At 65.3% G+C, this 26,814-nt stretch carries 21 protein-coding genes and 1 pseudogene; 9 read left to right on the top strand and 13 right to left on the bottom strand.

The genetic code is table 11. The annotated features are described in order from the left end of the window. The 3 genes and pseudogenes from F757_RS36610 to recC all read right to left on the bottom strand — a co-directional run. Positions 1-924, bottom strand: a pseudogene (locus F757_RS36610) (hypothetical protein); the annotation flags it as partial. Further along, positions 921-4,619, bottom strand: coding sequence for an exodeoxyribonuclease V subunit beta (gene recB, locus F757_RS0116000; RefSeq protein WP_027212277.1), 3,699 nt, complete (start codon positions 4,617-4,619; stop codon positions 921-923). The gene recB and the pseudogene F757_RS36610, both read right to left, overlap by 4 nt. Further along, positions 4,616-7,993 carry an exodeoxyribonuclease V subunit gamma gene (recC, locus tag F757_RS0115995; RefSeq protein WP_027212276.1) on the bottom strand — a complete coding sequence of 1,126 codons (3,378 nt, stop codon included), beginning with the start codon at positions 7,991-7,993 and terminating at the stop codon, positions 4,616-4,618. The genes recB and recC overlap by 4 nt, the downstream gene beginning before the upstream one ends. A gap of 223 nt (positions 7,994-8,216) precedes the next feature. Between recC and F757_RS0115990 the strand changes: the two genes are divergently transcribed. Then, complete coding sequence (locus F757_RS0115990; RefSeq protein ID WP_027212275.1) at positions 8,217-10,718, top strand: FUSC family protein; 2,502 nt, start codon at positions 8,217-8,219, stop codon at positions 10,716-10,718. A gap of 389 nt (positions 10,719-11,107) precedes the next feature. Here the strand turns inward: F757_RS0115990 and F757_RS0115985 are convergent, their stop codons facing one another. After that, a complete protein-coding gene (locus F757_RS0115985; RefSeq protein ID WP_027212274.1) occupies positions 11,108-11,335 on the bottom strand; it encodes a hypothetical protein in 228 nt (75 codons plus the stop codon). 119 nt (positions 11,336-11,454) lie between these two features. After that, positions 11,455-11,922: an Lrp/AsnC family transcriptional regulator gene (locus F757_RS0115980; RefSeq protein WP_027212273.1), complete on the bottom strand. Its 468-nt coding sequence runs from the start codon at positions 11,920-11,922 to the stop codon at positions 11,455-11,457. A 259-nt stretch (positions 11,923-12,181) separates the two neighbouring features. Here F757_RS0115980 and F757_RS0115975 point away from each other — a divergent pair, with 259 nt between their 5' ends. Continuing rightward, positions 12,182-12,685: a cysteine dioxygenase family protein gene (locus F757_RS0115975; RefSeq protein WP_051376796.1), complete on the top strand. Its 504-nt coding sequence runs from the start codon at positions 12,182-12,184 to the stop codon at positions 12,683-12,685. A 121-nt stretch (positions 12,686-12,806) separates the two neighbouring features. Here the strand turns inward: F757_RS0115975 and F757_RS0115970 are convergent, their stop codons facing one another. The 4 genes from F757_RS0115970 to F757_RS0115955 all read right to left on the bottom strand — a co-directional run bounded on the left by F757_RS0115970 (position 12,807) and on the right by F757_RS0115955 (position 17,531). Next, the gene (locus F757_RS0115970; RefSeq protein WP_027212271.1) at positions 12,807-15,482 is read right to left on the bottom strand and encodes a mechanosensitive ion channel family protein; all 2,676 of its coding nucleotides are present in this window, start codon (positions 15,480-15,482) and stop codon (positions 12,807-12,809) included. 185 nt (positions 15,483-15,667) lie between these two features. Further along, complete coding sequence (locus tag F757_RS0115965; RefSeq protein WP_027212270.1) at positions 15,668-16,315, bottom strand: NAD(P)-dependent oxidoreductase; 648 nt, start codon at positions 16,313-16,315, stop codon at positions 15,668-15,670. Positions 16,316-16,464: 149 nt separating this feature from the next. Beyond that, positions 16,465-16,920 (bottom strand): Rrf2 family transcriptional regulator, encoded by a 456-nt coding sequence (locus F757_RS0115960; RefSeq protein WP_027212269.1) that lies wholly within the window; start codon positions 16,918-16,920, stop codon positions 16,465-16,467. Between the two features lie 134 nt (positions 16,921-17,054). Further along, entirely contained in the window at positions 17,055-17,531 is a 477-nt protein-coding gene (locus F757_RS0115955; protein ID WP_027212268.1) for a hypothetical protein, read from the bottom strand. 211 nt (positions 17,532-17,742) lie between these two features. On the opposite strand from F757_RS0115955, the gene F757_RS0115950 reads away from it, so the two are divergent. Continuing rightward, positions 17,743-18,324 carry a DJ-1/PfpI family protein gene (locus F757_RS0115950; protein WP_027212267.1) on the top strand — a complete coding sequence of 194 codons (582 nt, stop codon included), beginning with the start codon at positions 17,743-17,745 and terminating at the stop codon, positions 18,322-18,324. 116 nt (positions 18,325-18,440) lie between these two features. Then, the gene (locus F757_RS0115945; protein WP_027212266.1) at positions 18,441-18,767 is read left to right on the top strand and encodes a hypothetical protein; all 327 of its coding nucleotides are present in this window, start codon (positions 18,441-18,443) and stop codon (positions 18,765-18,767) included. A gap of 106 nt (positions 18,768-18,873) precedes the next feature. On the opposite strand, the gene F757_RS0115940 is transcribed toward F757_RS0115945, so the two are convergent. After that, positions 18,874-20,616, bottom strand: coding sequence for a sensor histidine kinase (locus F757_RS0115940; RefSeq protein ID WP_027212265.1), 1,743 nt, complete (start codon positions 20,614-20,616; stop codon positions 18,874-18,876). Positions 20,617-21,029: 413 nt separating this feature from the next. Between F757_RS0115940 and F757_RS0115935 the strand changes: the two genes are divergently transcribed. The 3 genes from F757_RS0115935 (at position 21,030) to F757_RS0115925 (ending at position 23,768) form a co-directional block, all read left to right on the top strand. Then, positions 21,030-22,232, top strand: a complete 1,203-nt coding sequence (locus F757_RS0115935; RefSeq protein WP_027212264.1) for an ammonium transporter — start codon at positions 21,030-21,032, stop codon at positions 22,230-22,232. Between the two features lie 287 nt (positions 22,233-22,519). Next, complete coding sequence (crcB, locus tag F757_RS0115930; protein ID WP_027212263.1) at positions 22,520-22,900, top strand: fluoride efflux transporter CrcB; 381 nt, start codon at positions 22,520-22,522, stop codon at positions 22,898-22,900. A gap of 394 nt (positions 22,901-23,294) precedes the next feature. Next, positions 23,295-23,768 carry a PRC-barrel domain-containing protein gene (locus tag F757_RS0115925; RefSeq protein ID WP_027212262.1) on the top strand — a complete coding sequence of 158 codons (474 nt, stop codon included), beginning with the start codon at positions 23,295-23,297 and terminating at the stop codon, positions 23,766-23,768. A 147-nt stretch (positions 23,769-23,915) separates the two neighbouring features. On the opposite strand, the gene F757_RS0115920 is transcribed toward F757_RS0115925, so the two are convergent. Then, on the bottom strand, positions 23,916-24,260 hold the full coding sequence (locus F757_RS0115920; protein ID WP_232221416.1) for a DUF883 family protein: 345 nt from the start codon (positions 24,258-24,260) through the stop codon (positions 23,916-23,918). Positions 24,261-24,482: 222 nt separating this feature from the next. On the opposite strand from F757_RS0115920, the gene F757_RS0115915 reads away from it, so the two are divergent. Next, positions 24,483-24,935, top strand: a complete 453-nt coding sequence (locus F757_RS0115915; protein WP_027212261.1) for a DUF3597 domain-containing protein — start codon at positions 24,483-24,485, stop codon at positions 24,933-24,935. Between the two features lie 36 nt (positions 24,936-24,971). On the opposite strand, the gene F757_RS0115910 is transcribed toward F757_RS0115915, so the two are convergent. Further along, the gene (locus tag F757_RS0115910; protein WP_027212260.1) at positions 24,972-25,244 is read right to left on the bottom strand and encodes a hypothetical protein; all 273 of its coding nucleotides are present in this window, start codon (positions 25,242-25,244) and stop codon (positions 24,972-24,974) included. 245 nt (positions 25,245-25,489) lie between these two features. On the opposite strand from F757_RS0115910, the gene F757_RS0115905 reads away from it, so the two are divergent. Continuing rightward, positions 25,490-25,705: a hypothetical protein gene (locus tag F757_RS0115905; protein WP_027212259.1), complete on the top strand. Its 216-nt coding sequence runs from the start codon at positions 25,490-25,492 to the stop codon at positions 25,703-25,705. 111 nt (positions 25,706-25,816) lie between these two features. On the opposite strand, the gene F757_RS0115900 is transcribed toward F757_RS0115905, so the two are convergent. Continuing rightward, entirely contained in the window at positions 25,817-26,776 is a 960-nt protein-coding gene (locus F757_RS0115900) for an SOS response-associated peptidase family protein (RefSeq protein WP_027212258.1), read from the bottom strand. Positions 26,777-26,814: the final 38 nt, after the last annotated feature.

Raw genomic sequence — 26,814 nt, 5'->3', positions numbered from 1 at the left:
AGGGCCGAAGTAACGTAGTAGCCGCTGGTGCAGGGTTTGTGTGGCGTTGGTGTTGGCGGTCGAGTTGGCGCCGGTCGTCGAATTGGCGTCGGCGGTCGAATTGGCGTCGGCGGTCGAATTGGCGCGGGCGGTCGAATTGGCGCTGGTGGTCGAACTTGCGTTGGCGGCCGAATTGGCGCAGGTCGTCGAGTTGGCGTTGGTGGCCGAATTGGCGTTGGTGGCCGAATTGGCGTTGGTGGCCGAATTGGCGTTGGTGGCCGAATTGGCGTCGGCGGCCGAATTGGCGTCGGTGGCATTGGCGTCGGTGGCCGAATTGGCGTTGGTGGCCGAATTGGCGTCGGCGGCCGAATTGGCGTCGGTGGCCGAATTGGCGCAGGTCGTCGAGTTTGCGTCGGCGGTCGCGTTGGCACCAGCGGCCGGGTTGGCGTCGGCGTCGCCGCTGATACCGGCGCCCGCTCTGCCGCCAAGGTTGCCGTCGGCATTGGCCTCGGCTTCGGCTCCCGCATGTCCGACCAGCGCCCTTGCCAGACGCCGCTCGAAATCATAGTAACGGGCGAGATACAAGCGGCCCTGCCCATCGATCACGAGCGGCCGCAGCGCCGCCGTGGCGCGCGCCCCATCGCTCGCCATGCCGCTCGCGAACAGCGCCGCGCGCACCTCGGCAACAGACGCCTCGAAGCGATGCGCGAGCGCCCCGAGCGGCACGCATACGTGCCCTTCGGCTGTCGCGCGGCTTGCCGCGAAAGCCGCGCGCGCCGCCCATTTCACCGCCTCGCCCGAGGCTCCGCCGCGTCGCGCCAACGCGCCGATGCGGCGCGCGAAACCCTCCGCGAGCGCAATGCTGAAATCGGCCGGCGCGGGCAGATTGACGCCGATATCCTCCAGCAGCAGCGGCCCGGCTGGACCCTGGTCGAACGTGCTCATACGCCGCCCCCGATCATCGCCGCGTCGAGCAATGCGACGAGCTCGAACGCGGGCCGTCTCACATGCACGCCGGCCGGGCCCTGGGCGTCGCGCCATTGCGGACGCACGCCGCGCACGAAAAGATACAGATATCCGCCAATATGCGTCTCGTAGGAATAATCGCGCACCCGCGTTTTCAGGTAGCGATGCAGAGCCACCGTATAAAGCAGCGCCTGCAGATGATAGGCGTGACTCGCCATTGCCGCTTCGAGCGGCGCGGCGGCGTAATCTTGCGCCGTATCGCCTAGATGGTTCGACTTCCAGTCGACGATCCAGAAACGCCCGTCATGCTCGACGATCATGTCGACGAATCCCTTGACGAAACCCCGCAGCATGCCCGGCTCCAGCGCCACGTCCGGATATCCGTGGCCAACCAGCAACTCGCGCAGCGCGGCAAAGTCGAGCGCTGGAGCGGCGAACAGAAACTCCAGTTCGTTCAGACGCCGCCGCGGATCCAGCTGCCGAAGCTTCATGCCGGCCACGAGCTCCGTGTCGACCACGTCTGCCAGCAGCTTGTGCATCATCGCCGGCAGATGCACGGCAAGCTCGGGCGACGCCGGTGCGGGGCGCTCGCGCAACGCACCGCGAATCGCTTCTGGCCAGCTCTCAGGATTGCTGAAGTCTGCAAGTTCGAACATCCGATGCAGGCACTCGCCAGCAGCGGCTCCGCGCGGGAACCCGAGAATGTCGTCTGGGGCAAGCGACGAAGTCTGGACCGCAGACGCGGGCATCAGCAGCGGCGTCGCCGCTAGCGCATCGGCCAGTTCGTCGTGATCCGGGCGCACTTCTTCGAGCGGCGTCTGAGCTTCTTCGGCCTTGTTGCCCGCGGCGATCAGCCCGCTAAAACTCGCCATGCGCCACTGATCGCGCAAGGCCCGGCGACTCGCGCGGGCGCGTTTGTGCACGCCGCTTTCCAGCATGCTCTCGAGCGGCACGCGTCGCTCCACCTTTGGCAGCGGCTGCAAAGCAATGGGTCCGCCCGCGAGCGCCTGCCAGCGCGCCGACAACGCTGCTTCGTCCGGCGGCTCGGCGAGCCAGCCGTCGAACTCATGGCCACTGCCGGCCACCAGCCAGTTCAATACGCTGCGTCGCGATTCCTTCGTCGAGCGCGACGACAGATAGGTGCCCGCGACCAGATAACACCGGTACACCGCGCGCGTGAGCGCGACATAGACGAGCCGCGCCCGTTCGGCCGCCTGCTCGCGCGCGGCGTGACGGGCCGCGCGCTCCGCCTCCTCGTCGTCGCAGCCGTAGTGCAGCACTGCACCGCCGCCGTCGTCGTGATACTCGCGTGCGTCCGGCAAACCCGACGAAGGCGGCTCGCGCAACCCGCCGTCGTTGAGAAACGGACAGAACACGACCGCATATTCGAGTCCCTTCGACTTGTGCACAGTGACGATCTGCACGAGGTTGCGGTCGGACTCGAGCCGCAACTGCGCTTCTTCGCCGCCGCCCTGGGCGCGTTGCGCGGCGAGCCAGCGCAAGGTCGGCGCAATGCCCGGCTGCGTAGCTGCGCGCGCCTGCACGAGTTCGGCAAGATGATTGACGTTGGTCAGACGCCGCTCGCCGTCCGGCGCGGCGACGAGCCGTTGCGCGACGCGCAGTTCGCGCATCAGCGTGCGCCACATCACGGCAAAGCCGCGCTCGTGCCAGAGCGTGCGATAGCGCGAGAAGCGCTCGACCCAGCCCATTGCGTCGGCGGCATGCGCGGGGTCGTTGGCGACAGCGGGCGCGTCGGCAACCTGTTCGAGACGCCAGAGCGCGGCGGCGTCGAGTCCGAGCCAGTCCGTTGCAAGCGCAGCGCGCAGACGGCGCAGGTCGCCCGGCGTGTCGACAGCGGCGAGCACGCGCTCGATCTGCTCCGCGTCCGGCGTTGCAAATACCGAGGCCTGCGCCAGCTCCACACTGCCGACGCCCCACGCCGCCAGCACCCGTTTGATCAGACTGCCCTGCTTGTGCGTTTGCACGAGGACCGCGATATTGCCGGGCGCGAGCGGCGCGTCGCCGATCGCCACGGTGCCCTCCCGCGCGCCGCGCAACAGCCGCACGATCTCGGCCGCGCACGCTTCGCTCGCTTCGCGCTGTGCCTCGCGCTTGGTCAGCGCGCGCTCGCCGGGCGGCAATAGCCAGATGCGGAAGTCGCCCTCGCCAGCATGGGGATCGGAGAAAGGCGGCCTGCGGCGTTCGCCCGCGCGCACCGGCTGATAGTCGAGCCCCTGCAGCACGAAGGCCTGCGGATTCGCTTCGAAAATGCGATTGCAAGCTTCGACGATGGGCGCCGTCGAACGCTGATTGACGGCGAGCGTATAACGCGCCGACGCCGACTCGCGCGCGGCCAGATAGGTATGCAGATCGGCCGCGCGAAAACTGTAAATGGCCTGCTTCGGGTCGCCCACCAGAAAGAGCGGCCCTGCCGGCGCGAAAATGCGGCTGAAGATCGCGAACTGCAGCGGATCTGTATCCTGGAACTCGTCGATCAGGGCGGCCGGATAACGTGCGCGCAATGCCTCGGCCAACCACGGGTGCGCGGCAAGAGCCCGATACAGGTTCGACAGCAGATCGTCGAACGAAACGACGCGACGCGTACGCTTGCGCGCCACCAGTTCGGCAGGCGCATAGTCGAGCCAGATCTGCACCAGGCCAAGCCAGCGCGCGCGCTGCGCCGCTTCTGCCGCGACGACGGCTGCGGCGAGCGCTTCGGCGTGTTCGAAGAACGCATGCTCGGGCGGATCGAACTTGACCCGCGTGGCCTTCTTCAGCGCCGAAGCCGTCAGCTTGAGGGCGGCGCGCGGCGGCGGCGCATGGCAATCGCCTTGCGCGAAATACTCGGTCCACGCGGCAATCGCGGCGCTCACGTGATCGGGCTTGTGAGAGGTCTTGCTCAAGCGGTCCTGCGCGTCGGCGAGCAGGCTCACAATCGCATCGCGCTCCGCGTGCCACAGCTCGCACGCAGCGTCGAAACTGGCTTGCGGATCGGCGCCCGCCTCGGCGCCCGCGGTTCCCCAGCGCAATTGGGCCAACGGCTTCTTCAAACGTCGCGCAAGCTGTTCGTCCAGCGACGCGGGGCCTGCGCGCCTCGCCACCAGCCACGCGGCAAAAGCAGGATGCGCGTGCGCGACCGGCTCGATCTGCTCGCGCCAGAAATCGGCCGCCATTTCGAAGCGCAACGCGGCGTCGTCGGCTTCCATTTCGAACGCGAACGGCATGGCGGCCGCGAAGGGCGCCTCCTGCAGCGCGCGCTGGCAGAACGCGTGGATCGTGTGGATCGCCGCCTGGTCGAAGGTGCGCAGCGCGCGGCGCACGACCTTCAGCGCAGCCTCGCGGTCGACGCCGCGCTCTGGTGCAAGCGTCGTTTCGAACAGCCGGCGGATGAACGGATCGCCGCCGTCGTCGTCCATTTCGATTGCGCGGTGCAGCTCGGCAAGACGCCCGCGAATGCGCTCGTGCAGTTCTGCGGTCGCGGCCTTCGTGAAAGTTACGACGAGAATCTGATCGGCCTTCAGATTCTTTTCGAGTAGCAGGCGCACGTAGAGCGCACAGATGTTCCAGGTCTTGCCGGTTCCCGCCGACGCCTCGATCTGATTGACGCCCTCGAGCGAACACGCGAAGACGTCGAGCTCTTCGGCGACCGGCGCATGACGATGCAACGCGCTCATGAGGCGCTCCGCAGATGCTGCAGCAACGGCTTGAATACAATGGACGCGAGACTGCCGAACGGTTCTTCGAGCGTAAGGGGCGTGCCTCGCAGCGCAATGCGCAAAGCCGGGTCGTCCGACTCGCCGCGCACGCGGTCGTTGATCCATACCCCCTGCGCCGCCGAGTCGCTCTCGCTCACCTTGGCCCACGCGCTTTTCGGGAAGAAGCGCAGCGGCAGTCTGCGCCCTGCGTTGAAAAGCGCGACGAGCGGCGCGAGTTCGTCAAGCGGTGCTGCAACCGGCGCGAGCTCAAAGCTCTCGCCGCTGCCATGCCAGACCGTGCGGCGCGGACCATCCGGCAGCGCCGCGCAATAGGCGAGATGCGCAAGCCAGGCAGAGAGGTAGTCGCGCGCGGTGGGTTTGGCATAGCGAAAGATCACTTGTCCGCTTCCCGTCAGCAGATTCAACGTGCCGTGCAGTTGCAGCGGCGCTTGTGCAGCTTCGCGAAGCGCTTCGTCGTGGCGGCCGAAGAGCTCGCCCGCCAGCTCGGCGCGAGCGGGCCAGCGCGGCACGACCTCCAGCACGAACGGCAGTCGCTCCACACCCAACTCCACCTCGCGGCGCACGCTGTCGGCCAGTTGCCGCAACGCGCCCAGTTCGCGCGCGCGCCACACGGCGCCGGTTGCACCGCCAGGCAATTCGGGACTCGCCTCGGCCACGCGCCGCACGCGCTCGAACACGAGCTCGCCGTCTTCGCTGTCCGTATCGAGCAGCACCGGCAACAGACGCTCGGCCAATGCATCTCGCCCCGCATAGTCCAGTTCGAACGGCTCCGTGTCGAGCAACTCGCCTTGCGCGTCCGACAACACAATGCCTAGGCGATCGCGCAGCAGCGCGCGCGCCGGATGACGCCAGAAGCGCACGAAATCGTCGAACGCGACGGGCGCCGCCTCTTCCGGCGGGAGCGGCTCGTCGAAGAACGGCGCGGCGCTTTTCTGCGGCGGCGCGGCCAGCAAGGTGGCGAGCTCGGCGCGATCGGCGTCGTACGTGAAAAGCTCGGGTTGCGCCGCGAAATACTCGGATGCGAACGCCTGCAGCGGATGATCGACAATGAACGCGCGGCGCGCCTCGTCGACCTGCGCGGGACTCGCACCCTCGCCCGCCGACACCTGCGCCAGATAATCGAGCAGCTCGTCGACGAGCGCAGCCGGCGGCAATGGCGCATTGTCGCGAATGCTGCGCCCCGTATAAGCGATAAAAAGACGGCTGCGTGCGGCAAGCAGCAGATCGAGAAAGAGATTGCGCTCGTCGTCGCGGCGCTGTCTGTCGCCGGCCTTGCCGAAGGCGGCCATCAGGTCGAACTCGTCGGCACGCGCGAGGCTCGGCAGCACGCCGTCGCCCATGCCGAGCAGACAGACAACGCGGTAGGGCAAGCCCCGCAGACTGGTGAGCGACGAGAAGGTCACGCTGCCCCAAGGCACGCCGCCGCGCGCGGGATCGTCGAGCGCCTCTGCAAGCGCGCCGCGCACCACTGCTGCGGGCATCGTGACTTCGCGCGCGCCGGCCTGCATAGCGTCGCTCATCTTGTCGATCGCGTCGCGCAGCGCGGCAAGCGACTCCGCGAACTCCACGCCGCCGTCGAAACACTGCGCGAGCGTTTCGAGCAGCAACTGGGTCCACTGCCCAGGTGTCTGTTCGCTCGCGCAACGGCTCGCGAAGGTGTCGATGTCGTCGACGAAACGCGACAGACGGCCGAGCAGTTCCGCGTCAGAGCCATCCGCCCCCGCGACCGGCAGCCAGGCATCCACCGGCTCGCCGCCATCGGGCATCGCATAGCCCAGGTACAAACGGGTGAGCGCATCGGCGAGCGTGTGGCGCGGCACCGGCACGTGTTCGCCGCTCGGCTCTTGCGGCGCCAGCCCGCGCCGCGCGCCGGCCGCCGCCAGCCATTCCTGCGCCGCTTCGAGCGAACCAGCGTCGATGCCGTAACGCACCGCGACCGCGTCGACGCGCAGCCACTCGATCAGATCCGGCGCGCCGACGCTGCGCTCGGGCAGCGCGAGCCAGTCGAGCAACAGACGCGCAACCGGATTGGCCTGCGAAGGCGGCAAGCCGGTAATCCGGTACGGTATGCGGCGCGTGTCGCCGGCCGGCGTCGTGCCGAACACCGCGTCGATCAGCGGACCGGCCGCAGCCAGATCGGATACCGCGACCAGCACGTCGGACGGCTGCAGGTCGTCGAATTCGTCGAACCACCCAAGCAATCGATCGTGCAGCACTTCCAGCTGACGCGACAGGCTGTGGCACACATGAACTTCAATGCCGTGCTCACAAGGCAATTCGTCCGTCTGCGTTTCAGAACGCAAATCGAGAATGCCGTTCTGCACGGCGGCCAGCCAGCTGGGTTCGGGATTTTCAGTGAAGTCGCCGGTCTCGCGCGAGGCCGCGCTTTCGGTGAGTTCATGCAGCATGTGCAGCTGCGCCTGCGTTTGACGGCCCCATTCGGCAAGCAGCGGATGACCCACTTCCTGATAATCGAGCTGACCGGCTGCGTCGAGCGCTTCCTTGCGGCCTTCGCTCACCACGTCGAACCAGAATTCGCGGCACGGATTCATCACGTACAGACGCACGTCCACCCAACGCGACAACGCACGCAGCAAGGCAATATGCAACGGCGGCATGGTGGGCAGCGCGAACACGCTCACCGCTTCGGGCCAGTTCGCGTTTGCAATCGCATCGAGGTCGAGCGTGACGATCTCGTCGAGAAACCGGTAGGCAGGCGGCAGCGCGGCCGCGGGCGTTCGTGCGTCGCCGGCGAGTTCTGTGAGCACGGCGCGCCACAACGCCGCCTGCCAGCGTTCGTCCTCACGCGCGGCCTCGCTTGCGCCGATGAGGCGCGGACCCGTGTCATCGGCAGCGCCGCTCGCGAAAATCGAACCACCCTTTTGCCATTGCAGCAGCCATTCGGGGCGATAGGTCAGATAGTGGTCGAGCACCGTGGCGACGCGGCGCGCGAGTTCATAACGCATGGACGGATCGGCCGCGTCCAGATACGTGCGAAGACGCGGCGACGCATTCCACGGCAATGCCGGGTCTTCGCTGCCCAGCAGCCGGTAACAACGCCACACGAGCCGGTCCGGCGCGAACGGCGAATGGCGCGGCACTTCGATCACGCCGCCGATCTGCGCCCACAGCCATTGCGCGAGATAACCGAAGCCGACGTTCGCGCAGATGCCCTGGCGCGCGGCGATGTCCAGTTCGAGCCGCCGCCGCACGGCTGCGCTCGGGACGATCACGGGCTGCGCGGTCCATGGGTCGGACGGCGCTTGCCCGAGATCGTCGAGCAGTGCCCCGACAAGCGTTTCATAACGGTTCGAATAGAAGATCTGAAGCATGGGTCCCGGCAAGGCGGCGTGGCTTTGCCGCGTTCGCGACAAACGCGCGGGCCGCGGCAGACATTGAAGCGACAGCATAACAAAGCCGCTCGTCGCGCAGAACCTGGCCGAATGGACGAGGTCAGATCAGACACAAAATCAGTTAGACTCGTCGGCAGTTTTGCGGCTGTCCGCGAGCTTGTGCCTTCCACGGCTTTTGTCAGTGAATAAAACCAGGCAGTCGATGCGCTACTCAGTCGAAATAAAAAAATTCGTCTACAGCCAGTATTTTTATGGCGGCCTGCGCATCGCGGTCGGCGTGTCCCTACCAGCGGTGCTGTGCCTGATCGTGTTCAACAATCGCGAGCTCGGCTTCACGATCGCGACGGGCGCGCTCGGCGCATGCGTCGTCGACATGCCCGGCCCGCTGAAGTACAAGCACAACGAGATGCTGGCGTGCTCGGTGATCGGTTTTCTGGCCGCGCTCGCCACCGGCCTCGCCACCGTGAACCCGGTGGCGCTGTGGTGCACCGTGGTGCCGCTCACGTTCCTGCTCTCGCTGATCGTGGTGTACGGCAACCGCTGGCCGCAGATCAGTTTCGCCACGCTCTTCATGATGATCATGACGCTGGAGGAGCATTTCACTCCGGTGCAGGCGCTCGTCAATGCGTCGTGGATTCTCGTCGGCGGTCTCTGGTACACGTACTGGTCCACTGCCGTGAGTCGCTGGATGATGCATCGCATCGAGCAGCAGGCGCTCGCTGAAAGCGTCTTTGCGTGCGCCGACTATCTGCTCGCGCGCGCCGCTTTTTACGACCTCGACAACGACCTCGACGAGTGCTACCGCAATCTCGTCGACAAGCAGATCGCCGCGGTGGAGAGGCAGGACGCAGCGCGCGACATCGTGCTGCGCAATCTGCCGAAGCTGAAAAGCGGCAAGCTCGAGCCGCGGCGCGCAATGCTGTTCAACCTGTTCATCAACACCGTGGATCTGCACGAGTTGTTCGTGGGCGCGCATACCGACTACCCGCTCGTGCGCAACACCTTCGGCGGCACGGACCTGCTGGTGTTCTATCGCGACCTGATCCGCAAGGCCGCCGCGGACCTGGAGGAAATCGGACTCGCGGTACTGCAGAACCACGCGCCGCGCACACGCGTGAACGTGAAAGCCGAACTGCGCGCAATTGAGTTCGAGATCGAAGTCATGCGCAAGCAGGAATTGCCGGCGAAGAATCCCGAGGCCTATTCGGCGGTGTCGTCCACGTTCCGCCGCATCTGGAGCGCCACGCGTCTGATCGACAAGATGCGCAGGAGCCTCTCGGGCGATCCGCGCAACACCGAAACCGAACTGCGCCTCGACCAGGCGCTGAACCGCTTCGTCTCGAGCCGCCGCGTGCCGTTCGGCCAGATTTTCTCGAATCTGACGATGGCCTCGCCGAGCTTCCGCCACGCGTTGCGCGTGACGATCGCCGTGGCGGTCGGCTTCTGGCTCGGCCGCCTGCTGCCGCTCACGAACGCATACTGGATCGTGATGACCACGGTCATCATTCTGAAGCCCGGCTATTCGCTCACCAAGCAGCGCAACGGCCAGCGGATCGTGGGCACGCTGATTGGCTGTGCGGCGAGCATCGCGCTGATGATCTTCGTAAAGGAACCGCACATTCTGCTGGTGGTGATGTTCGCGTCGATGGTGATGAGCTACAGCCTGCTGCTCTTTAACTACACCGCGAGCGTGGTGTTCACATCCTCGTATGTGCTGCTGATGTTCCATCTGCTCGCGCCCGGCAGCATGCGGATTATCGGCGAGCGCGCGATCGACACCGTGGTGGGCTGCGCGATCGCGATTGCCGCGAGCCACCTGTTCCCGTACTGGGAATATCGCTTGATGGGTAAGCTCGTCAACAACGTGATCAGCGCGACGCGGCAGTTCCTCGAAGCGAGCTGGTGGTGGAGCGGCAAACCGGCCGCCGCTGTGGTCGCTACGGTGACCGAGGCGGGCGCGCGGGCGCCGCTCGCAGCTATGGCGGATGCCGCGGTCGAGTTGGGCAAGCCTGCGTTGGCTGCGGCGAACAGGCCGATGGGCGCGGCGGGTGCAGGTGCAGGGGCAAATGCAGCGGCAAATGCAGCCGCAAGCCCGGCGGCGAGCGCCGCGGAAAACACGCTCGCCGCCACCGCTGTGACGGCGATCAGCAATCCGACGGCAGCAAAGCCTGTCGCCGGCGCGTCCGCCGCAGCCGCTGCGGCCGCGACGGCGCTCGATCGCGACTATCGTTACCGCCTCGCGCGCAAGAATGTGCACGTAGCGTTCGCGAACCTCGGTCAGGCCTTTCAGCGGATGATGCTCGAACCGAAGTCAGCGCAGAAGTTCGTGCCCGAGCTCAACGGGTTGCTCGTGCGCAGCCACGTGCTCGCCTCGCAGATCACGGCGGCTGCGCCTCTTCTGCGCACATCCGCGCAACAGGCCGACAGTGTGTCGCTGCAGCCGCTACAGCGGGCGCTAAGCCACGTGCGCGACAATCTGACGCAAGCCGAGGCAGGTACGGCGCCGCCCGCCGACCAGGCCGAACGGATCAAGGTGCTCACTCGCGAGCTCGACACGATGGTGGTCGATGCGGAAAAATCGCCGGACTATTCCGCGGATGCGGTGCACGACATCAAGCTGCTTGCCCATCAATGCAAACAGATGCTTGCCGCGGCGGCGCTCATTCGCAAGGACGCGAGCGTGATTCGCCTGCCCGATCAGTGAAGTGGCTCGCGCGCGTGCAGCGCACGGGCGGGGGTGGTGATACAGGGTTCGTCATGCGTTGCGGCTCATGAGCGGTGGCCTATGTGCCGCGCCGCTTGCGTTGCGCCTCGTGCCTTGTGGCCCATGTGTTGCGCCTGATGCGCTGAGGCCTATGTTCCGCGCCGCTTGCTTGCGCCTCGTGCCTTACGGCTCATGCGTTGCCCCTGGTGCGCTGCGGCCCATGCACTGCACCTCTTGCGCTGCGGCCCATGTATTGCGGCCCGTTGGCTGCGCCGCTTGGGTGGCGCCTCGTGGGTCGCGCGTCCCAAACCTTGCGCCTTGCCCGCGTGCCTTCGGCCTCCTGCCCCGCGCCAGCGCACCCGCGGGCATGCACGTTGACGCTAACCGGCCTACTGGGCAGTGCCGCTTGCAGGTTTGGCGGCCGTAGCCGCCGCGCTCGTCGCCGTGGCGGCGGCCGCGCCGGATGAAATCGAGGCGGCCGGTGCGTTCTCGCTGTCGAACTCGCGCTTTTCCTTGATCGCGTTGTAGAACAGCGTGGCGATCACCAATAGCACCGCGACCACAATGAATACGGCGATGCCCAAGGTCGGGTTCTTCTTGCGCGGCGGTTTGTTCATGAGACGGCTCGGACCGCGAGGCAATCGCGGAAGATAGCGGAGAAGGCGGCATTCTACGCCGGGACGCCTTGCACTCGCCTTGCAGTCCGCAGCGATGCGCGGTGTCGGCGCATGGACGCTCACACGCTATAGCGAACCGGCAGTGCCGTCGAATACTTGATCTGCTCCATCGCGAAGCTCGAACTCACGTCGTACAGCGGCACGGCCGCGATCAACAGCTTGTACACGCGGTCATAGTCGTCGATGTCGGACACCACCACGCGCAGCAGGTAATCCGTCTCGCCGCTCATCCGGTAGACCTCGACCACTTCGGGAATGTCCTGCACCGCCTGGGTAAAAGTCTGCGCCCACGCCTGCGTGTGCTGATTGGTACGCACGGCGACAAACACCGTGGTGCCCACTCCCAGCTTGCGCGCGTCGCAGAGCGCCACTTGCGCGCGGATCACTCCGGTCTCCTTCAGACGCTGCAGCCGCTTCCAGCATGGCGTTTGCGAAAGATTCACGCGCTGCGCCAGTTCCGCTATCGGCATGGTGGCGTCTTCCTGCAACAGCTCGAGCAACTTGCGGTCGATGATATCCATTCCCATCGTCTCACCCCTTTAGCAAATTATTCTACTTTTCGAATTGACAGGGGAATTATATGGAAACTCTTTCTCCGGACAAAACGGTATAACTTTCGGACCTAAAAACCCGGCAGTCCTTGCCCTTCAAACCACCGTGGATCACAACCCGCACTCCTCCGCCCGCGCACCCCGCTCGTTTGCGCACGCTTGCGCTACGCACGAAGCACCGTCGAGATCGGGCCGCCACTTGCCCCTGGATCGTCTGTGCAACGCGCTCGACGCGATGTTCGGAGCCTGCGCCCATTTGCCCGAGCCTTCGCATTCGAGCTACTTCGCGCGCAGCATGCGCATTGCGCTCCAGGAAGCTGCTGCCGACGCCGCGCTGCTCACGCCCGCCCAGCGCGAAGGCTCAGTCGAAAACTACCGCCGTCATCTGCTGGCTGCCGATCCGCAAGGCCGCTATGCGATCGCCGCGCTGGTCTGGCTACCGCATCAGGCGAGCCCCGTGCATGCGCATCACACGTGGTGCGGCTACGCGGTGATAGAGGGCACGTTGAACGAAACGGTTTTCGAATGGGACGACTCGCAGGAGTGCGCGAGCGTCGCACGCAGCCTCGCGCGCAAGCCCGGCGCGGTATCGTTCGTGAGGAGCGGCCGCGGCAGCATTCATCGGCTGGGAAATTGCAGCGATGCACCCGCCGTGTCGTTGCACATCTACGGCGTGCCTGGCGCGCACATTGGCACCCATGTAAACGACGTGGTGCGCGTCGCGCCCGCGTTCGTTTGAGCACAGGGTGTGCATAACACGCAAGGTGGCAGGCAGGCGCAAGCAGGCGCCGAACTTCGCGCCTTCGCTATTCACCGCCTGTTCCGCGCCGGAACAGTCAGCTCTTGCCCTCGCCGAACGATCAGCTCTTGCCCTCGCCCGCAGTCGGAACCTGCGGCGGAATCGGCGCGGTCTGCGCAGTGGCCGCAGGCGCGGGCCGCGGTTCATGCGACACGTCGCGAGCCACGACGCCAGGCGCATGCGCGCCGCGTATCGGCAGCGCTTTATCCACGTGCGGGTGCGCATGGTCGGGTTCGTGGCCCTGTGCGGGCGCGGCGGGGTCCGGCATGTCTTCGCCGTGCCAGGGCTGTCCCTCGCTGTCCTTCGACGACGTAAACAAGCGCATCTGCGGCACCGGAATTTCGATGCCCGCTTCGTCCATTTTGCGCTTGAGCCGCAGATTGAACGCCCGCGCCACGCTCCACTGCTGCAGCGGCCGCGTCTTGATCTGCCCTTTGACCACCATCCAGTTCGGATCGAAACGGTCGAGGCCCCACACTTCGATCGGGCCGAGCATTTCACGCCGGTAACGGAAGTCGGCCATCAGGTCGGCGCCGACTTCGCGAATCATCTGCGTGATCTGATCGACGTCGGTTGAAAACGACATGCGCACTTCGAACACGGCGTAGGCGAAGTCGCGCGACAGGTTCTTGACGATCTTGATCTGCGAGAACGGAATGGCGTGGATCGCGCCCTGACCGTCGCGCAGCCGCACCGTGCGGATCGACAGCTGCTCGACGGTGCCCGCATGGCCGCCGTCCACGTCGATCCAGTCGCCCACCGAGATGGTGTCTTCGATGATGATGAAAAGCCCCGTGATCAGGTCGGTCACGAGCGACTGTGCGCCAAAGCCGATGGCCAGGCCGATCACGCCAGCGCCGGCAAGCAGCGGCGTCACGTTGATGCCCAGATTCGCCGCCGTGACGATGCCCGCGATCGTCATGATGCTGACGAGCAGCACGTTGCGAACGAGCGGCAACATGGTGCGCGCCCGCGTGCTCGGGTTGCGCGACTTGTTGCGCGCGCTGCCGGGATTGAGCGCCTCGGTGATGGCGGTGTCGACGAGAATCCACAGTAGCCACGCAATGAACACGGTGGCCACGATCGCCGTCACAGCATGCGCGATACCGCGCGCCGCGACATTTTCCTCGACCACCGCCGCCAGCGACACGCCCCACAAACGCGCCGCCAGTTCGAAGAAAAACAGCCAGATGAAAAGCGTCAGCAAGGTGCCGCAAAAGCGCAGCAGGCGCGTCAGATACGGCGAGCGGCGCCGCGCGCGCGGACTGCGCGGCCGCGTCATGCGCAACACGATCGCCGAGAGGAAAAACGCGAGCACCAGCAGCAGCGCGGTCACCACCGAGATCTGCAGCACGTTCTCGCTGGTGCCGGAGCCGCCGAGCGTGGCGACCACGGAGGCCGTCGCCAGCACCAGAACCGGCAGGTGCCAGAGCGCCGCGAGTACCTCAAAGGCGTCCGTCGCGGCCTTGTGATCGTTGCGCTGCTCGTAGGGCCGGTTGCGGATCAGATGCGCGACCGGCCTGCGGAACGCGAGCGCGAAGTAGCCGGCGAGCACCGCGGCCGTCATGTTGCAGGCCGTCGAAATGAGCGCGGCCAGGTTGGTGCCAAGCTGATGCGCGACATCGTAATTGACGGCGGCGTCGCCGAGCGCGCCGAACACGCCGACCGCGAACAGCAGGCGCCGCGCGTGATCGATGAGCAGGCGCACCGCGACGCGCCGGTGCCCGGAGCCGAACAGCGAAAACATGATCAGGCAAATGGCCGAGAACACCGCGCCCGCGACAATCGCATAGGCGACCACCATGCCGAGCGTGCGGCCGAGCGCATCGGGCATGGCGCGCACGAACAGCAGCGCGGCGACGAACGCGATGATCCACGGACCCACGCGCCGCAACGCGAAGACCAGCAGCTCGCGGGTGGTCGGATTGGGGTTGAGCCCAATCACAATGCCTAGCCGCCGGTACAGCCGGTGCTGCAGATAGATCAACGCGGCCGCGCATGCGCCCCAACCGGCCAGCATCGCGAACATCGACAGCAGAATGCGGCCGAGGCTCTCGTGGCCCTGACCCGAGATGATCGTGTAAAGCTCGTTGCCTGCGGCGTTGAAGCGCCCGCCCCAGTAGCGCACCGGCGTGCGGCCCTCATGCACATCCGATTCGAACGACGCAATGCCAGACGCAATCGCGCCGAGCAGGCCGGGGCTCGGCTGCGCAGGCACAGGCGCGAGCGGACCGACGGTTCGCGAGACGTCGCGCAGTTTCTTCAGTTGGGCGACGAGCGCGGTGCGCTGGCGGTCGTTGTCGAGTGTGGCGATCACGCTGTCGAGCGAACGGGCGATCTCGGCCTGACTCGCGGGCGACGGCGCCGACGCGGCGTCCGCGGCCGACGCGCCTGAGGCCCGCGAGGCGGGCGCGACAGTCGCGCTATTGATCAGACTTTGCAGCGCCGGAATGACCGGTGTGCTGGTGCCGCTGCTGGTGCTGGCGTCGCCGGCGCCGCTGCCCGCGGCCTGCGCGCCGAGGGGCACGCAGGCGCCGGCCGCGAGTACCACCAGCGCAACGCAGATTCCGGCCAGAGAGCCGCCGAACGGGCGCGCGCCCGGCGCGCACGCGCGGCCGCCGCCACACAGCAACCATCCGATGTGAGCGAAAAGACGAAGAAATGCAGCGTGAATCGAATCTGGCCCGCCGTTTGACGGCGCAGCCTCGATTTCACGCCGCGACGGGCATGACTGCATGGCAATCCGTGAGAAAACGGGAGCCGCCAGTGTAGCTTCTGTTTGCGCGCCGGCAACCTGACATGCGTAACGGATTGTTAGGGCGCTTGCATGAATTCACGTGTGCGGTCCGCGCGATGCAAGCCGCCGAGCCTGCTGCATCGCGCGGCGCGGCTGCTGCGATCCGCGCCGCGAACCGGCCGCCGTCAATACGCGACAGTAGCGATTTGCCGAATGAAACGGCCCTGCTCCAGTTCGTCGACGAAGGCAATTGCGTAGTCTTCGGCGGAAATGCGGCTGTTGCCCTGCGCGTCGGCGATGAGCGAGTTCGTGCCGGTGCGGAACGTGCCGGTGCGTTCGCCGGGCGCAATGATTGCCGCCGGTGAAAAGAACGTCCAGTCGAGATCGGCGACGCCGCGGTAATAGCCGAGCGCATCGCGATGAGCGAGCGCGACGGCCTTGTAGGCTTGCGGAAAATCTTCCGTATCGACGAGCTGTTTGCCCGGCGCGACTTCGAGCGAGCCCGCGCCGCCGACCACCGCCAGCCGCTTCAAGCCCGCCGCCCGCACGCCTTCGACAAGCGCGCGCGTGGCCTTCTCGAGCACGCCGACATCGTCATGCGGGGGCGCGTAGGCGCTTGCCACGACGTCGTGACCGCGCACCGCCGCGCCGACGCTGGCGGCATCGAGAAGATCGGCCTGCGCTGCCTTCAGGTTCGGCTCGCCCGCGGGCACACGCGCGGGGTTGCGCACGAGCGCCGTCACCTGATGCCCGCGACGGGCCGCTTCTGCCGCGATTTGCGAGCCGATCATGCCGGTCGCGCCGAACAATGCGATCTTCAACTGTTTGCTCATTTGACTACTCCGGTAAGTATTTAATATGTAACTACCACGATTACATATATTCACAAAAAAAAGGGCGTGGGCCCCGTGCATCGTTGCAAGATACTGATTGCCGCCGCTCCATTGAAACGAAGCAGGCGGCTTCTTTGCCAAAACGTCTTTCACACGTGCGGTCGCCGTTTGCGCTCCCTCGCGCGCTCGACGCGGTGCAGATCCGCCGTCGCGTCAGCCAGCGTGCGCTGCGCGAGCGAGGCCTCCATAGCCTGCTGCGCTTCGTCGATGACTCCCCGCAGCACGACCTGAATGTTGCGCCCCACCATGCACGCCGGATTCGGCTCCTCGCGATGCAGCGCGAACAACTGCGCGTCGTCCACTGCGCGGTACACGTCGAGTAGCGAAATCTGCTCGGGTGCGCGCGCAAGCATGGCGCCGCCGCCCGCGCCGAGTTGCGAGGTGGTTAAGCCGGCCTCGGCAAGCATGGTTAAAAGCCGCCGGATCAGCGCGGGATTCGTGTTCACGCTGCCCGCGATCATTTCCGACGAAAGCGGCGTGCCCTCCTGCAACGACAGCAGCGCCAACACGTGCACCGCGAATGCAAATCGGCTACTGGTGTTCACGGTGACTCGCCCTGCAACGACAATGTGTAACCATCGTAATTACATTTAAGCAGGCTGTCAAACGGCGGCGCATGCATCCTTGTGCTGCGCAGACCCTGACCTGGTGCAAGCCAGCGGACCGACCCATGCGCGTCTCACTTGTCCATCTGTTTTTGGGCATCGCCGCCGTAGCTCGATCCGGACGACGAAGCGGCCGCGCTCGTGGACGAAGCCGTGCTTTGCGCCGACCATTGCTGCAGCTTGCGGCCCGCGTTTTCGAGGCTCTGGCCGGTCAGTGACGCGGCTTTGCCGAGTTGCGCCTGAGCCGCGCTGGTGGCGTTTTGCAGGTTTGCCTGCGCGCTGGAGGCAAGCGCATCCGGATTGATCGTGACAGACGGCGCCGAAGCGGATTCGATGTTCTTCTGTGCGGCCGAGCTGGTCTCGTCGACCTTCTTGCCGACGTAGCTCGCTGCCTGATCGAGCTTCTGGGCCGCAGCCTGCGCCGCGTCGTTGAGCTTGCCGGCAACCTGCCCCGCCGACGCGTCGTTCTTCTGACAGGCCGCGAGGCCGCCGAATACCAACACAACCACGGCGGCACGGCGCAGCATCGGTGCGAGAATAGATGAAGTCATGTGTGTGTTTGGACCGCGCAACGCGGCCTTGCTGACGAAAACGCGCTCATCATACGCTGTTGCCGCTGGCTGCCGCGCAACGGCTTCATGCCCGATAGATCGACGAGGCCGCCGCGCCGCGTGCAGTCGCGCTTCTGTCAAAACATGTGCGGTAGACTGGCCGCACGCAATGAGCGTTCGCAGTGTTCCCTTGTTCAACCGGAGACATACGATGGCGGCAAAAAAGATTCTGTTTCTGACCGGCGATTTCGCGGAGGATTACGAAACGATGGTGCCATTTCAGGCGCTGCAGGCAGTCGGACACGTGGTCGACGCGGTGTGTCCCGACAAGAAAGCAGGTGAGCGGATCAAGACGGCGATTCATGATTTCGAGGGCGATCAGACCTATACCGAGAAACCCGGGCATCTGTTCGCGCTGAATGCATCGTTCGACGATGCCGATCCGCGTCAGTACGATGCGCTCGCCATCGCCGGCGGGCGTGCGCCCGAGTATCTGCGGCTCAATCCGAAGGTAATCGAGATCGTGCGGCAGTTCGCCGAAGCCGGCAAACCGATCGCGGCCATCTGTCACGCCGCGCAGTTGCTCGCCGCCGCCGACGTGATCCGCGGCAAGCGCATTTCCGCCTATCCGGCCTGCGCGCCGGAAGTGAAACTGGCCGGCGGCGAGTACGCGGACATTCCCGTCGACGCCGCAATCACGGACGGCAATTTCGTCACTGCGCCAGCCTGGCCCGCTCATCCCGAATGGCTGCGTCAGTTCCTCGTTGTGCTGGGTACGCGCATCGAACTTTGAGCCAGTGCAAATGCCGCGCGCGGCCAGGGCCGGCGCGCGCGGCATTTGAGAGTCGTCCTATGGTTCACGCCGGAGGGCCTTCCTATAGTCACGGGCTGACTTGGGAGCGCTTTTCGATGGAACTGATCGACTGGATCGTTATTCTCGCCGTCACATTGACGGCAATCGCCTTTCGCTGCGCACGCACACCGGCCGGCTGGGGCCGCGAAAACCGCGCGCGGCGCATCGCCGCCACGCGCCTGCTGGTGCAAGCCGCCTGCGCGGTGTGGGCTGCGTTGCTGATCGTCGCGCGCTGCGTTTTCGCGCTCGACGGGCTGCTCGGCCTGCGGCCCACGCCTGCCCAAGTGCTGGTCCTCGTGGCCGTTCTGCTGGCATGTGGTTGCTACTGGTCAATTCGCGGCCAGCGGTTGTTGAAGTCGCGGCGTCTCTTTGCTTCCTGCTGAGCGGCGCTGTCCGGCGCTGCTCGATCTGGTCTGACGCGGCTCGTTGCGGCTCATTGCCGCTCGGTCCTGCTGACCCTGCCTGACCTACCTGACCTCTCAGCCGCCCTCACCGTCCCGTCCGGAGATTGCCCGGATTGTCCATTGCCTGATCGTTGGCTGCAAGAGAAGCCACGCCCGCCGCCGCTTCGTTCGCTCCGCGTGCTTCACGCGCTTCACGTGCGTGCCGCGCGTCAGCTTCATTCATGGCCGATGAACGGGCGCCCGCCTCGGGCAGCGACAGATAAAACGTCGTGCCCGTGCCTTCCACCGATTCGGCCCACACCCGCCCGCCGTGCCGCTCGACCACGCGCCGCACGAGCGCAAGCCCGATGCCTTCGCCCGCAGCCGCCGTGCCGTGCAGTCTCTGAAACGCGTTGAATAGCCGCGGCAATGCGATGCTCGGAATACCCAGCCCGTTGTCGCGCACGTAAAAAATCCGCAACGACTGTACGCCCGGCGGCGCTGGCGTGGTGCCGATTTCGATCCGGCCTTCGCGCGTCGGGTCCAGGTAGTTGACCGCATTGCCGATCAGATTCGCGAACACCTGTTCGAGCGCGGTCGGATCGCCCCATACAGCGGGCAAGTCGCCCACCTGTACCTGGGCCCGCCGGGCGCGAATCGATCCTTGCATGGCGTCGACCACGCGCGGCACGATGTCGCGCACCTCGACTTTCTGATGCCGGTATTCCACACGGCCAATGCGCGAGAGCCGCAACAATGCGTCAATGATGTGCGACGCGCGCAGCACCGCCGTCTGCAGATAATGCAGCGCCTCGCCGATGTCCTCGTCCACCACGCGGGCGATGCGCTGCCGCGTCTGCTCGTCGATGGACGAACTGCCGACAACCGCGCGCAGTTCGTCGCAGGCGCGGATCAGTTCCTTCGAAAAGCCTTGCAGATTGACCAGCGGCACGCGCAAATCGTGCGACACGCTGTAAATGAACATCTCGTTTTCCTGCGTCTGCTGCCGCAGCGTCTCGTTGATGCGCGAAAGCTCGTCCGCGCGGCGCGCAAGATCCGCCTGGAAGCGCGCCTGGATGCGCTCCGCTTCGAGCAGGCGCCGGCTCGTCTCATGCAAGGTCCGGTCGAGCCGCGCGATCTCGTCGTGCCCCGAGCCGATCGAGCCGACCGGCGCGAGCGGCTCGTTGTCGGCAAGGCGCCCGGCATTGTCCGACAGCAGAGCGAGCCGTCCGCGCAGGCCGCGCATGAATAGCCACACGGCCAGCGCCACGAACAGCAGTGAACCCACCACCGCCGCGACGACCAGCATCTGCTGCCGCTCGCGCGCGGCGTCGGCGGCATTGGCGCGTTGCGTTTCGAGACGCCGCTCTTCCGCCTGGAAGGCGGCCACCTGCTGGCGAAACCGGTCGAGCACGTCGGTTTGGGCGAGTTCGTTAAAGCGCTTGACGATGTCGTCGTGGCGCCCCGAGCGCAGCAGGTCCTGGATGCGGTCGGACCACTGCCGGTAGGCCTGCACCGACTGACGCACCTGCACGACGCGCTCGACCTGGGCCGGGCTATCCGACACGAGTTCCGCCAGTTGGTCGATGCGCCGGTCGACGTCGACCCACACCGACAGCGGCGTGATGAAGCGGTTGTCGTCGGCCAGCACCGCGCCGCGCAGCGCGACCGATTCCCCTAGCACGGGATCGAGGATCGAGGTGGTCTGGCGCAGCACCTCCTGGCCATGCACCGCCCGGCGCTCGGCTTCGGCTGCATCGGACTGCGCCTTCACCAGTCCGGACAGAAGCGCCAGTTCAAAGACCGCCGGAATCGCGATCAGCAGCAGGCCTTTAGTGGTGAGTCGCATGCGCGCATTGGAGAGAGGGGCCGGCAGTCGTGCCCGGGACGGGACATTATGTCGGCGTTTGCTGTAGAAACAAAGGGTCGCGCCATGACGAGGGTGTGCGGCCGCCAGCCGGTTGCCCGGCTCGCGCCACTGCCGCAGGCCGTCACGTCGGGCCCGTCTGCGGGTCGCCCGCCCGTAAGGCGGGCGAAAACTTTTGACCCATCGTGGATCACACGAACCAGGTTGGGACGTTTCTGCACTTTTATTGTGCCTTGAATGAATCGCGACGGTGCGCAAACGAGGCATGCCCCGGACTAGCCGCCTTCTTCAAACCCATTACGGTGCGGTCCCGCACTTCCATCGAGCTTTCAGCACCGTTTTGGCCCGCTTCTTGCGTTCTATGCCGGCTTTTTTGGCATAAGCGGAAACAATCGATGGAAAGCTTGAAAACCGGCACGGATACGCTCTTTCTTCTGCTCGGGGCCGCGATGGTGCTCGCCATGCATGCGGGATTCGCATTTCTCGAACTGGGCACCGTGCGCAAGAAGAACCAGGTGAACGCGCTGGTCAAGATTCTGGTGGACTTCTCAGTCTCGACGATCGCGTATTTCTTTATCGGCTACACGATCGCGTACGGCGTGCAGTTCTTCGACAACGCCGGCACGCTCGCGGCGCACAACGGCTATGCGCTCGTGCGCTTCTTTTTCCTGCTGACGTTCGCGGCCGCGATTCCCGCGATCGTCTCGGGGGGCATCGCTGAACGCTCGAAGTTCAATCCGCAGCTTTTCGCAACCTTCGTGCTGGTCGGCTTCGTGTATCCGTTTTTCGAAGGCATTGCGTGGAACGAGCGCTTCGGCGTGCAGGCGTGGATCGCGCAGACCTTTGGTGCGCCCTTCCACGACTTCGCGGGCTCGGTCGTCGTGCATGCGTTTGGCGGCTGGGTCGCACTGCCCGCGGTGCTGCTGCTCGGCGCACGCCACGGCCGCTATCACCGCGATGGCGGCATCGCCGCGCATCCGCCTTCCAATATCCCCTTTCTCGCGCTCGGCGCATGGGTGCTGGCGGTCGGCTGGTTCGGCTTTAACGTGATGAGCGCACAAAGCGTCGACAAGATCAGCGGCCTCGTCGCCGTCAATTCTCTGATGGCGATGGTCGGCGGCACGCTGACCGCCTGGCTTGCGGGACGCAACGATCCCGGCTTCACGTACAACGGCCCGCTCGCCGGGCTGGTGGCGGTGTGCGCCGGGTCCGACCTGATGCACCCGCTCGGCGCACTCGTGACGGGCGGCATTGCGGGCGTGCTGTTCGTCTACATGTTCACCTGCGTGCAGAACCGCTGGCGTATCGACGACGTGCTCGGCGTCTGGCCGCTGCACGGTCTGTGCGGAGCGTGGGGCGGGATCGCTGCAGGCATTTTCGGCTTGCGCGTGCTCGGCGGCATGGGCGGCGTGTCGTTCGGCGCGCAGGTGCTCGGCACGCTTGGCGGGATCGTCGTGGCCACGCTCGGCGGCGCGCTCGTGTACGGCGCAATCCGCCTGACCGTGGGCTTGCGGCTCGATCAGGAAGACGAATACAACGGCGCCGACCTGTCGATTCACAAGATTTCGGCGACGCCGGAGCGGGAGAGCCTGGGCTGAGGGGCGGGTGCCGGGGTTCGGGGTTCCTGTCGCGTGTCTGGTGCCTGCGCAAAATCCGCTATGCGGCTCATGCTGACCTGTCCCCATGGAGCCGTGAATGCTAGACTTGCGCGCTGCGGATCGCGCTCCGCAGTGGCGCCGTCGGCTTTGCCAGCAGCGCCTTTGACGCAATTCACCCATTAACCGCCTCGTGCTGATAATGCCTGCTTCCCCGATCTGTCCGGAAGCGGCATCGCGTCTGCCCGCTCAGCCCGGCTTGTTGGCCCGGTTTCCGCCGGATCTCACTCATGTATTGGTCCATATTCGCGGTCGCTATCGGCGGCGGGCTCGGCTCGCTGATTCGCTGGTTTCTCGGCCTTCGTCTGAACGCACTGTTTCCGTCGTTGCCGCTCGGTACGTTTGCCGCCAATGTGATTGCCGGCTATGTGATTGGGGTGGCGGTTGCCGGCTTTGCCCGCGCGCCGCAGATCGCGCCGGAATGGCGGCTCTTCGTGATCACCGGCATGATGGGCGGACTGTCCACCTTCTCCACATTTTCCGCGGAAGTCGTGCAGCATCTGCAGGAGGGCCGCCTCGGCTGGGCCGCAGGTGAAGTCGCCATTCACGTCGGCGCAAGCCTGCTGATGACGGTGCTCGGCATGGCCACGGTCGCGCTTATTTCGCGTTAGGGAGGCTTTACGGAGCCGGGGATCCTGCCGGCCGTAGCTGGCTTTTCACCGGTGCTTTGCCAGCTTTGCCAACTTCGCCTCTTCGCCTCTTCGCCTCTTCGCCTCTTCGCCTCTTCGCCTCTTCGCCTCTTCGCCTCTTCGCCTCTTCGCCTCTTCGCCTCTTCGCCCCTCGCCTCTTCACCAGCTTGCCTCTTCGCCCGCCCTACCAGCTGTCACCTGCACTCCTTACCTCGCGCTTGCCCCGTTCTTTCACCGCACTCTTCAACCCGCTCTATCGCCGCGTCTAGTTGCTTCGCGCCGGACCCTCTCCACGCGTGTCGTCACCGCTCGGCGCGCGGCGGGCACAGCGTATGCGCACCTGAAGACGCACCCTTTTCGTTCAAGGAGGTGAAAGATGGGCTCAATCAACCCGCAAGGCGCTACTCGAGGCGGAGCGAAGATTGTCGGCGGCGGTGTCGGCGAAGGTCCGGGACCGGAAGTCATGGCCGCGGCGACGCTCGACGGAACCACGGTGATGTCTTCGGACGGTGAACATGTCGGCAAGATTTCCGACATCATGCTCGACGTTCGCAACGGACGCATCGCTTATGCCGTGCTCTCGGAAGGCGGCTTTCTCGGGATGGGGGCGAATCTGCACGCCATTCCGTGGAGTGCGCTGACGCTGGACACAGACCAGAAGTGCTTCTTCGTCGACATCACGGCGCAGCGGCTGAAGGACGACCCGGGCTTCGACAAGGATCACTGGCCATCGATGGCCGATCCGGCGTGGGGCGAATCGACCTATAGCTACTACAACCGGCAGCCGTATTGGTCCGCGACGCGCGACGTCGTCGAGGAAGATCCCGCAATCCGGCCAAGCGAGCACTGAGGCAAGTGGACGCTGGCGCGAATCACGCGATTCGCGCCACTCAGGCATAGCCGGCGTCTGAGTATCCACGCCCCCGCATCGCCATGCGGTGGCGTGGATCGAACCAGGCCGAAGCAAAACGCTTGTCTTCAGCCGGCGCAGCGCCCGCTAGCGAGCGGCCAGCATACCGATGATGAGCCCGCCGATCAGTGCCATCGTCACCGCTTTCCATGGGCTGTCGTGAACGAAATCATCGGTCGATTCCGACACGACGCGGTATTTCGTCTTGACCACATCCTGCGCCCCGGCAAGCTTGTCCTTCAGCTCCGACAACTTCATCGCGCTGCGCGCACGCAGTTCTTCGCTGCCGTTGGGCCTGCCCGCGAGGCTTTCTTCGCGCGCGGCATCCGAGGCGGAACTGGTGGATTGATAAGACTCGGCCATTTGAACCTCCCTCTCTTTCCGTTGAGTGGACAAGGTCGAGCAAACACTGTGCCGCAGCAAGAGTTGCATCAGTTAGTTAGGATGACGATTCTTTTTTCGCGCTCGTGAGGAAAACATCTGACCAGCGAATACGTATGCGCCCGGGCGATCTTCCTTGCCAAGCTCCGGGCTCCAAGCCCCGGGCTCAGGGCTCCGGGCAAAGGGCAAAGGCCAAAGGGCCCGAGGCACAGGCACATGCATTGCACACCCTAAACGCCGGCCGCATTGGCCGACGCCAACGAGGAGCGACATATGAGCATTTTTTCAAGCATTCTGAACAAGATTTTCCCGCATGATCATCCGGCCAGCACAGGCTCCGGCTCGACAGCCGGCGCGGCTGCCCCGGCCACCGCCGCGCCGGGCAGCGCGAGCGCGCCCGCGGGCGCGCCCACCACGCCCTCCACCACCGCAGCCGGCAGTTCGCAGCCGCCCGTCACGCCAATGCCCGCGGTCGACGTCGAAGCGGTGCTGACGAAAATGCAGGAGAGCAGCGGCGAGAAATTGAACTGGCGTACGTCTATTGTCGACCTGATGAAACTGCTGGGTCTGGACAGCAGCCTCACGGCGCGTAAGGAACTCGCGTCCGAACTGCATTACACCGGCAACACGGAAGACTCCGCCGCGATGAACATGTGGCTGCACAAGCAGGTAATGCAGAAGCTCGCGGAGAATGGCGGCAAGGTGCCCGACGATCTGAAAAACTGATGCGCCCAGGCAGTCGCTTGCGCGGAGCGGCGGCGGTCAGTCCTCAAACGGATTGCCGCTGCGCTTCGCTTCGGTCGCCAGATTGTATTCGGCGCGCACGACCGTGAGCACGCGCTCGATGTCGCGTTCGAACCCGACCGCGTTGCCGAAGTCGGTCATGCTCCAGTTGCAGCCGGTTTTATCGGCTTCCTGCAACTGCGGCCGCGGCACACGGATCTTCACACCGTCCTCCATGATTTCCGGCAGTTTCTGAATTCGCCGGCTGACCTCCTGCTGGAGCTGCGAGGCATTGAGCGTCTTGCGTATCATCCAGGTCTCCTTCCGCTTGTTCAAGCTCGTCAGCGAGTCTAGCGCAACACCAGCGCACCCGATGAGTGTTGGCATTGAACAGCCACGGGGCAGTGATCTGTTCGGACACACCCCACATAGCCCGGCTATCGCGCTCGCGCGCGGCCGTTCAATGCCCGTACCGCAAGGCTTTGCAGGCATCGGCATCCATCTCCCGTGGTCGGCACGGTAGTTGCAAACGTTGGCTGCGTCACCAGGAGACAGCCATGATGCGGCATTTCCCACATTCGCATAGCACGAAGCCAACGTATAAAGCCGGCATCGCCTTCATCGGCGCGCTTTGTCTCCTTGCTCTGTGCGCGACCGGAGCTGCGGCGCTCGCCGGGCTGCTGCCGAAATCGGAATCGGTCGCCGTCACGGCGACTGCGATACCGTTGGTGGACCTGCAGACCATGCTGTCACGAAGCATCGTCAGTCCCTAATTCAGCTTGTGCTGCACTGGCGTACGGTGCATTTCCTGGGCTTGCGGCGCCCTGCCAATGCACGGGTTTTTGCCTCAACCGTCACGCGCTACGCAAAGCCGCCCTGGGTCGTCATGCAGCCAGCCGGTGTTCGTAATAAGGCCTGTCACGGTCTTCGAGAATGGCATGTAATGCGGCGAGATTGCTGGAATCAGGATTGAGCCACGCATCCAGATTTTCACGCTTGATGGGAACGAGGCAACGGTCGTGGCCGGCTGCGGCGACCTCCGGCGGAGGGTCATCCGTGATGACCGCAAACGACAGCAGGTCCGGCTCGCCCGGCGCCGACCAGTGCGACCACAGGCAGGCGACGAGCATGTCCTGAGGCGGCTCGGGGCGAAATTCGAGCACGACGTTTTCGTCCTCCTCGCCCCCGGCCAGCACGCGCCCCTCCATCTTCGCCCGGCTCACGTTTTCGTAGAAGGCATTGACGACCAGTACGCCGTGCGAATAGCCGAACAGCGGCTTCCAGAAACCTTCGAGACTGTCGCGGCGAGCGTTGTACGTGCCCGGATAGCGGGCGTCGTGCGAGGCGGGCTTGCCCGCAATGCGGCACTGGTAGCGCATGGGTTTGACCACACGCGCACCGTTTTCGATCACCATCACGGGCGCGTAGTGTCCGGGAAAGATGCGCGAGTCTCGCGCTTGCGCTTCAGTGCGGCGCAGGTCGTCGAGCCGCCCAAGCGTCCATTGAATCTTTTCACTGGCAATGCGCCGGCTCTCGGCCGCTTTCTTCGTGACCTTGCCTTGCAGCGACCGCTCTGCTTGCGCGAGCCGCGCACGGTGTGTGAAGAGGTCCTGCTCGAGCCGCGCGGTCTCCTGCGCATTGAAGCGCTCGATCGAGGCCCGGATTTCGCGCTCCGCGTCTGTCTGCGGGTCGGCGAACGCATCCTCCATGGCCTTGGGCAGCTTGGCTCTCGCGCCTTCGGCCCGCTCGAAGAAAAGCCGGGCGAATTCGCGAATGCTCAGGGTCGCGCCGAACATGCGCACGAACTTGCGATAGTCCGCCTGAATCTGGGCCGAGTAGCACATCGGTTCCTCCGCTTGCGTCGCGTGAATGGGTGCTGATG

Source organism: Burkholderia sp. WSM2232 (assembly GCF_000472545.1).
Classification (GTDB): Bacteria; Pseudomonadota; Gammaproteobacteria; order Burkholderiales; family Burkholderiaceae; genus Paraburkholderia.
Note: the sequence above shows the minus strand (reverse complement) of the source record. Positions and strands in the feature narration are given on the sequence as shown.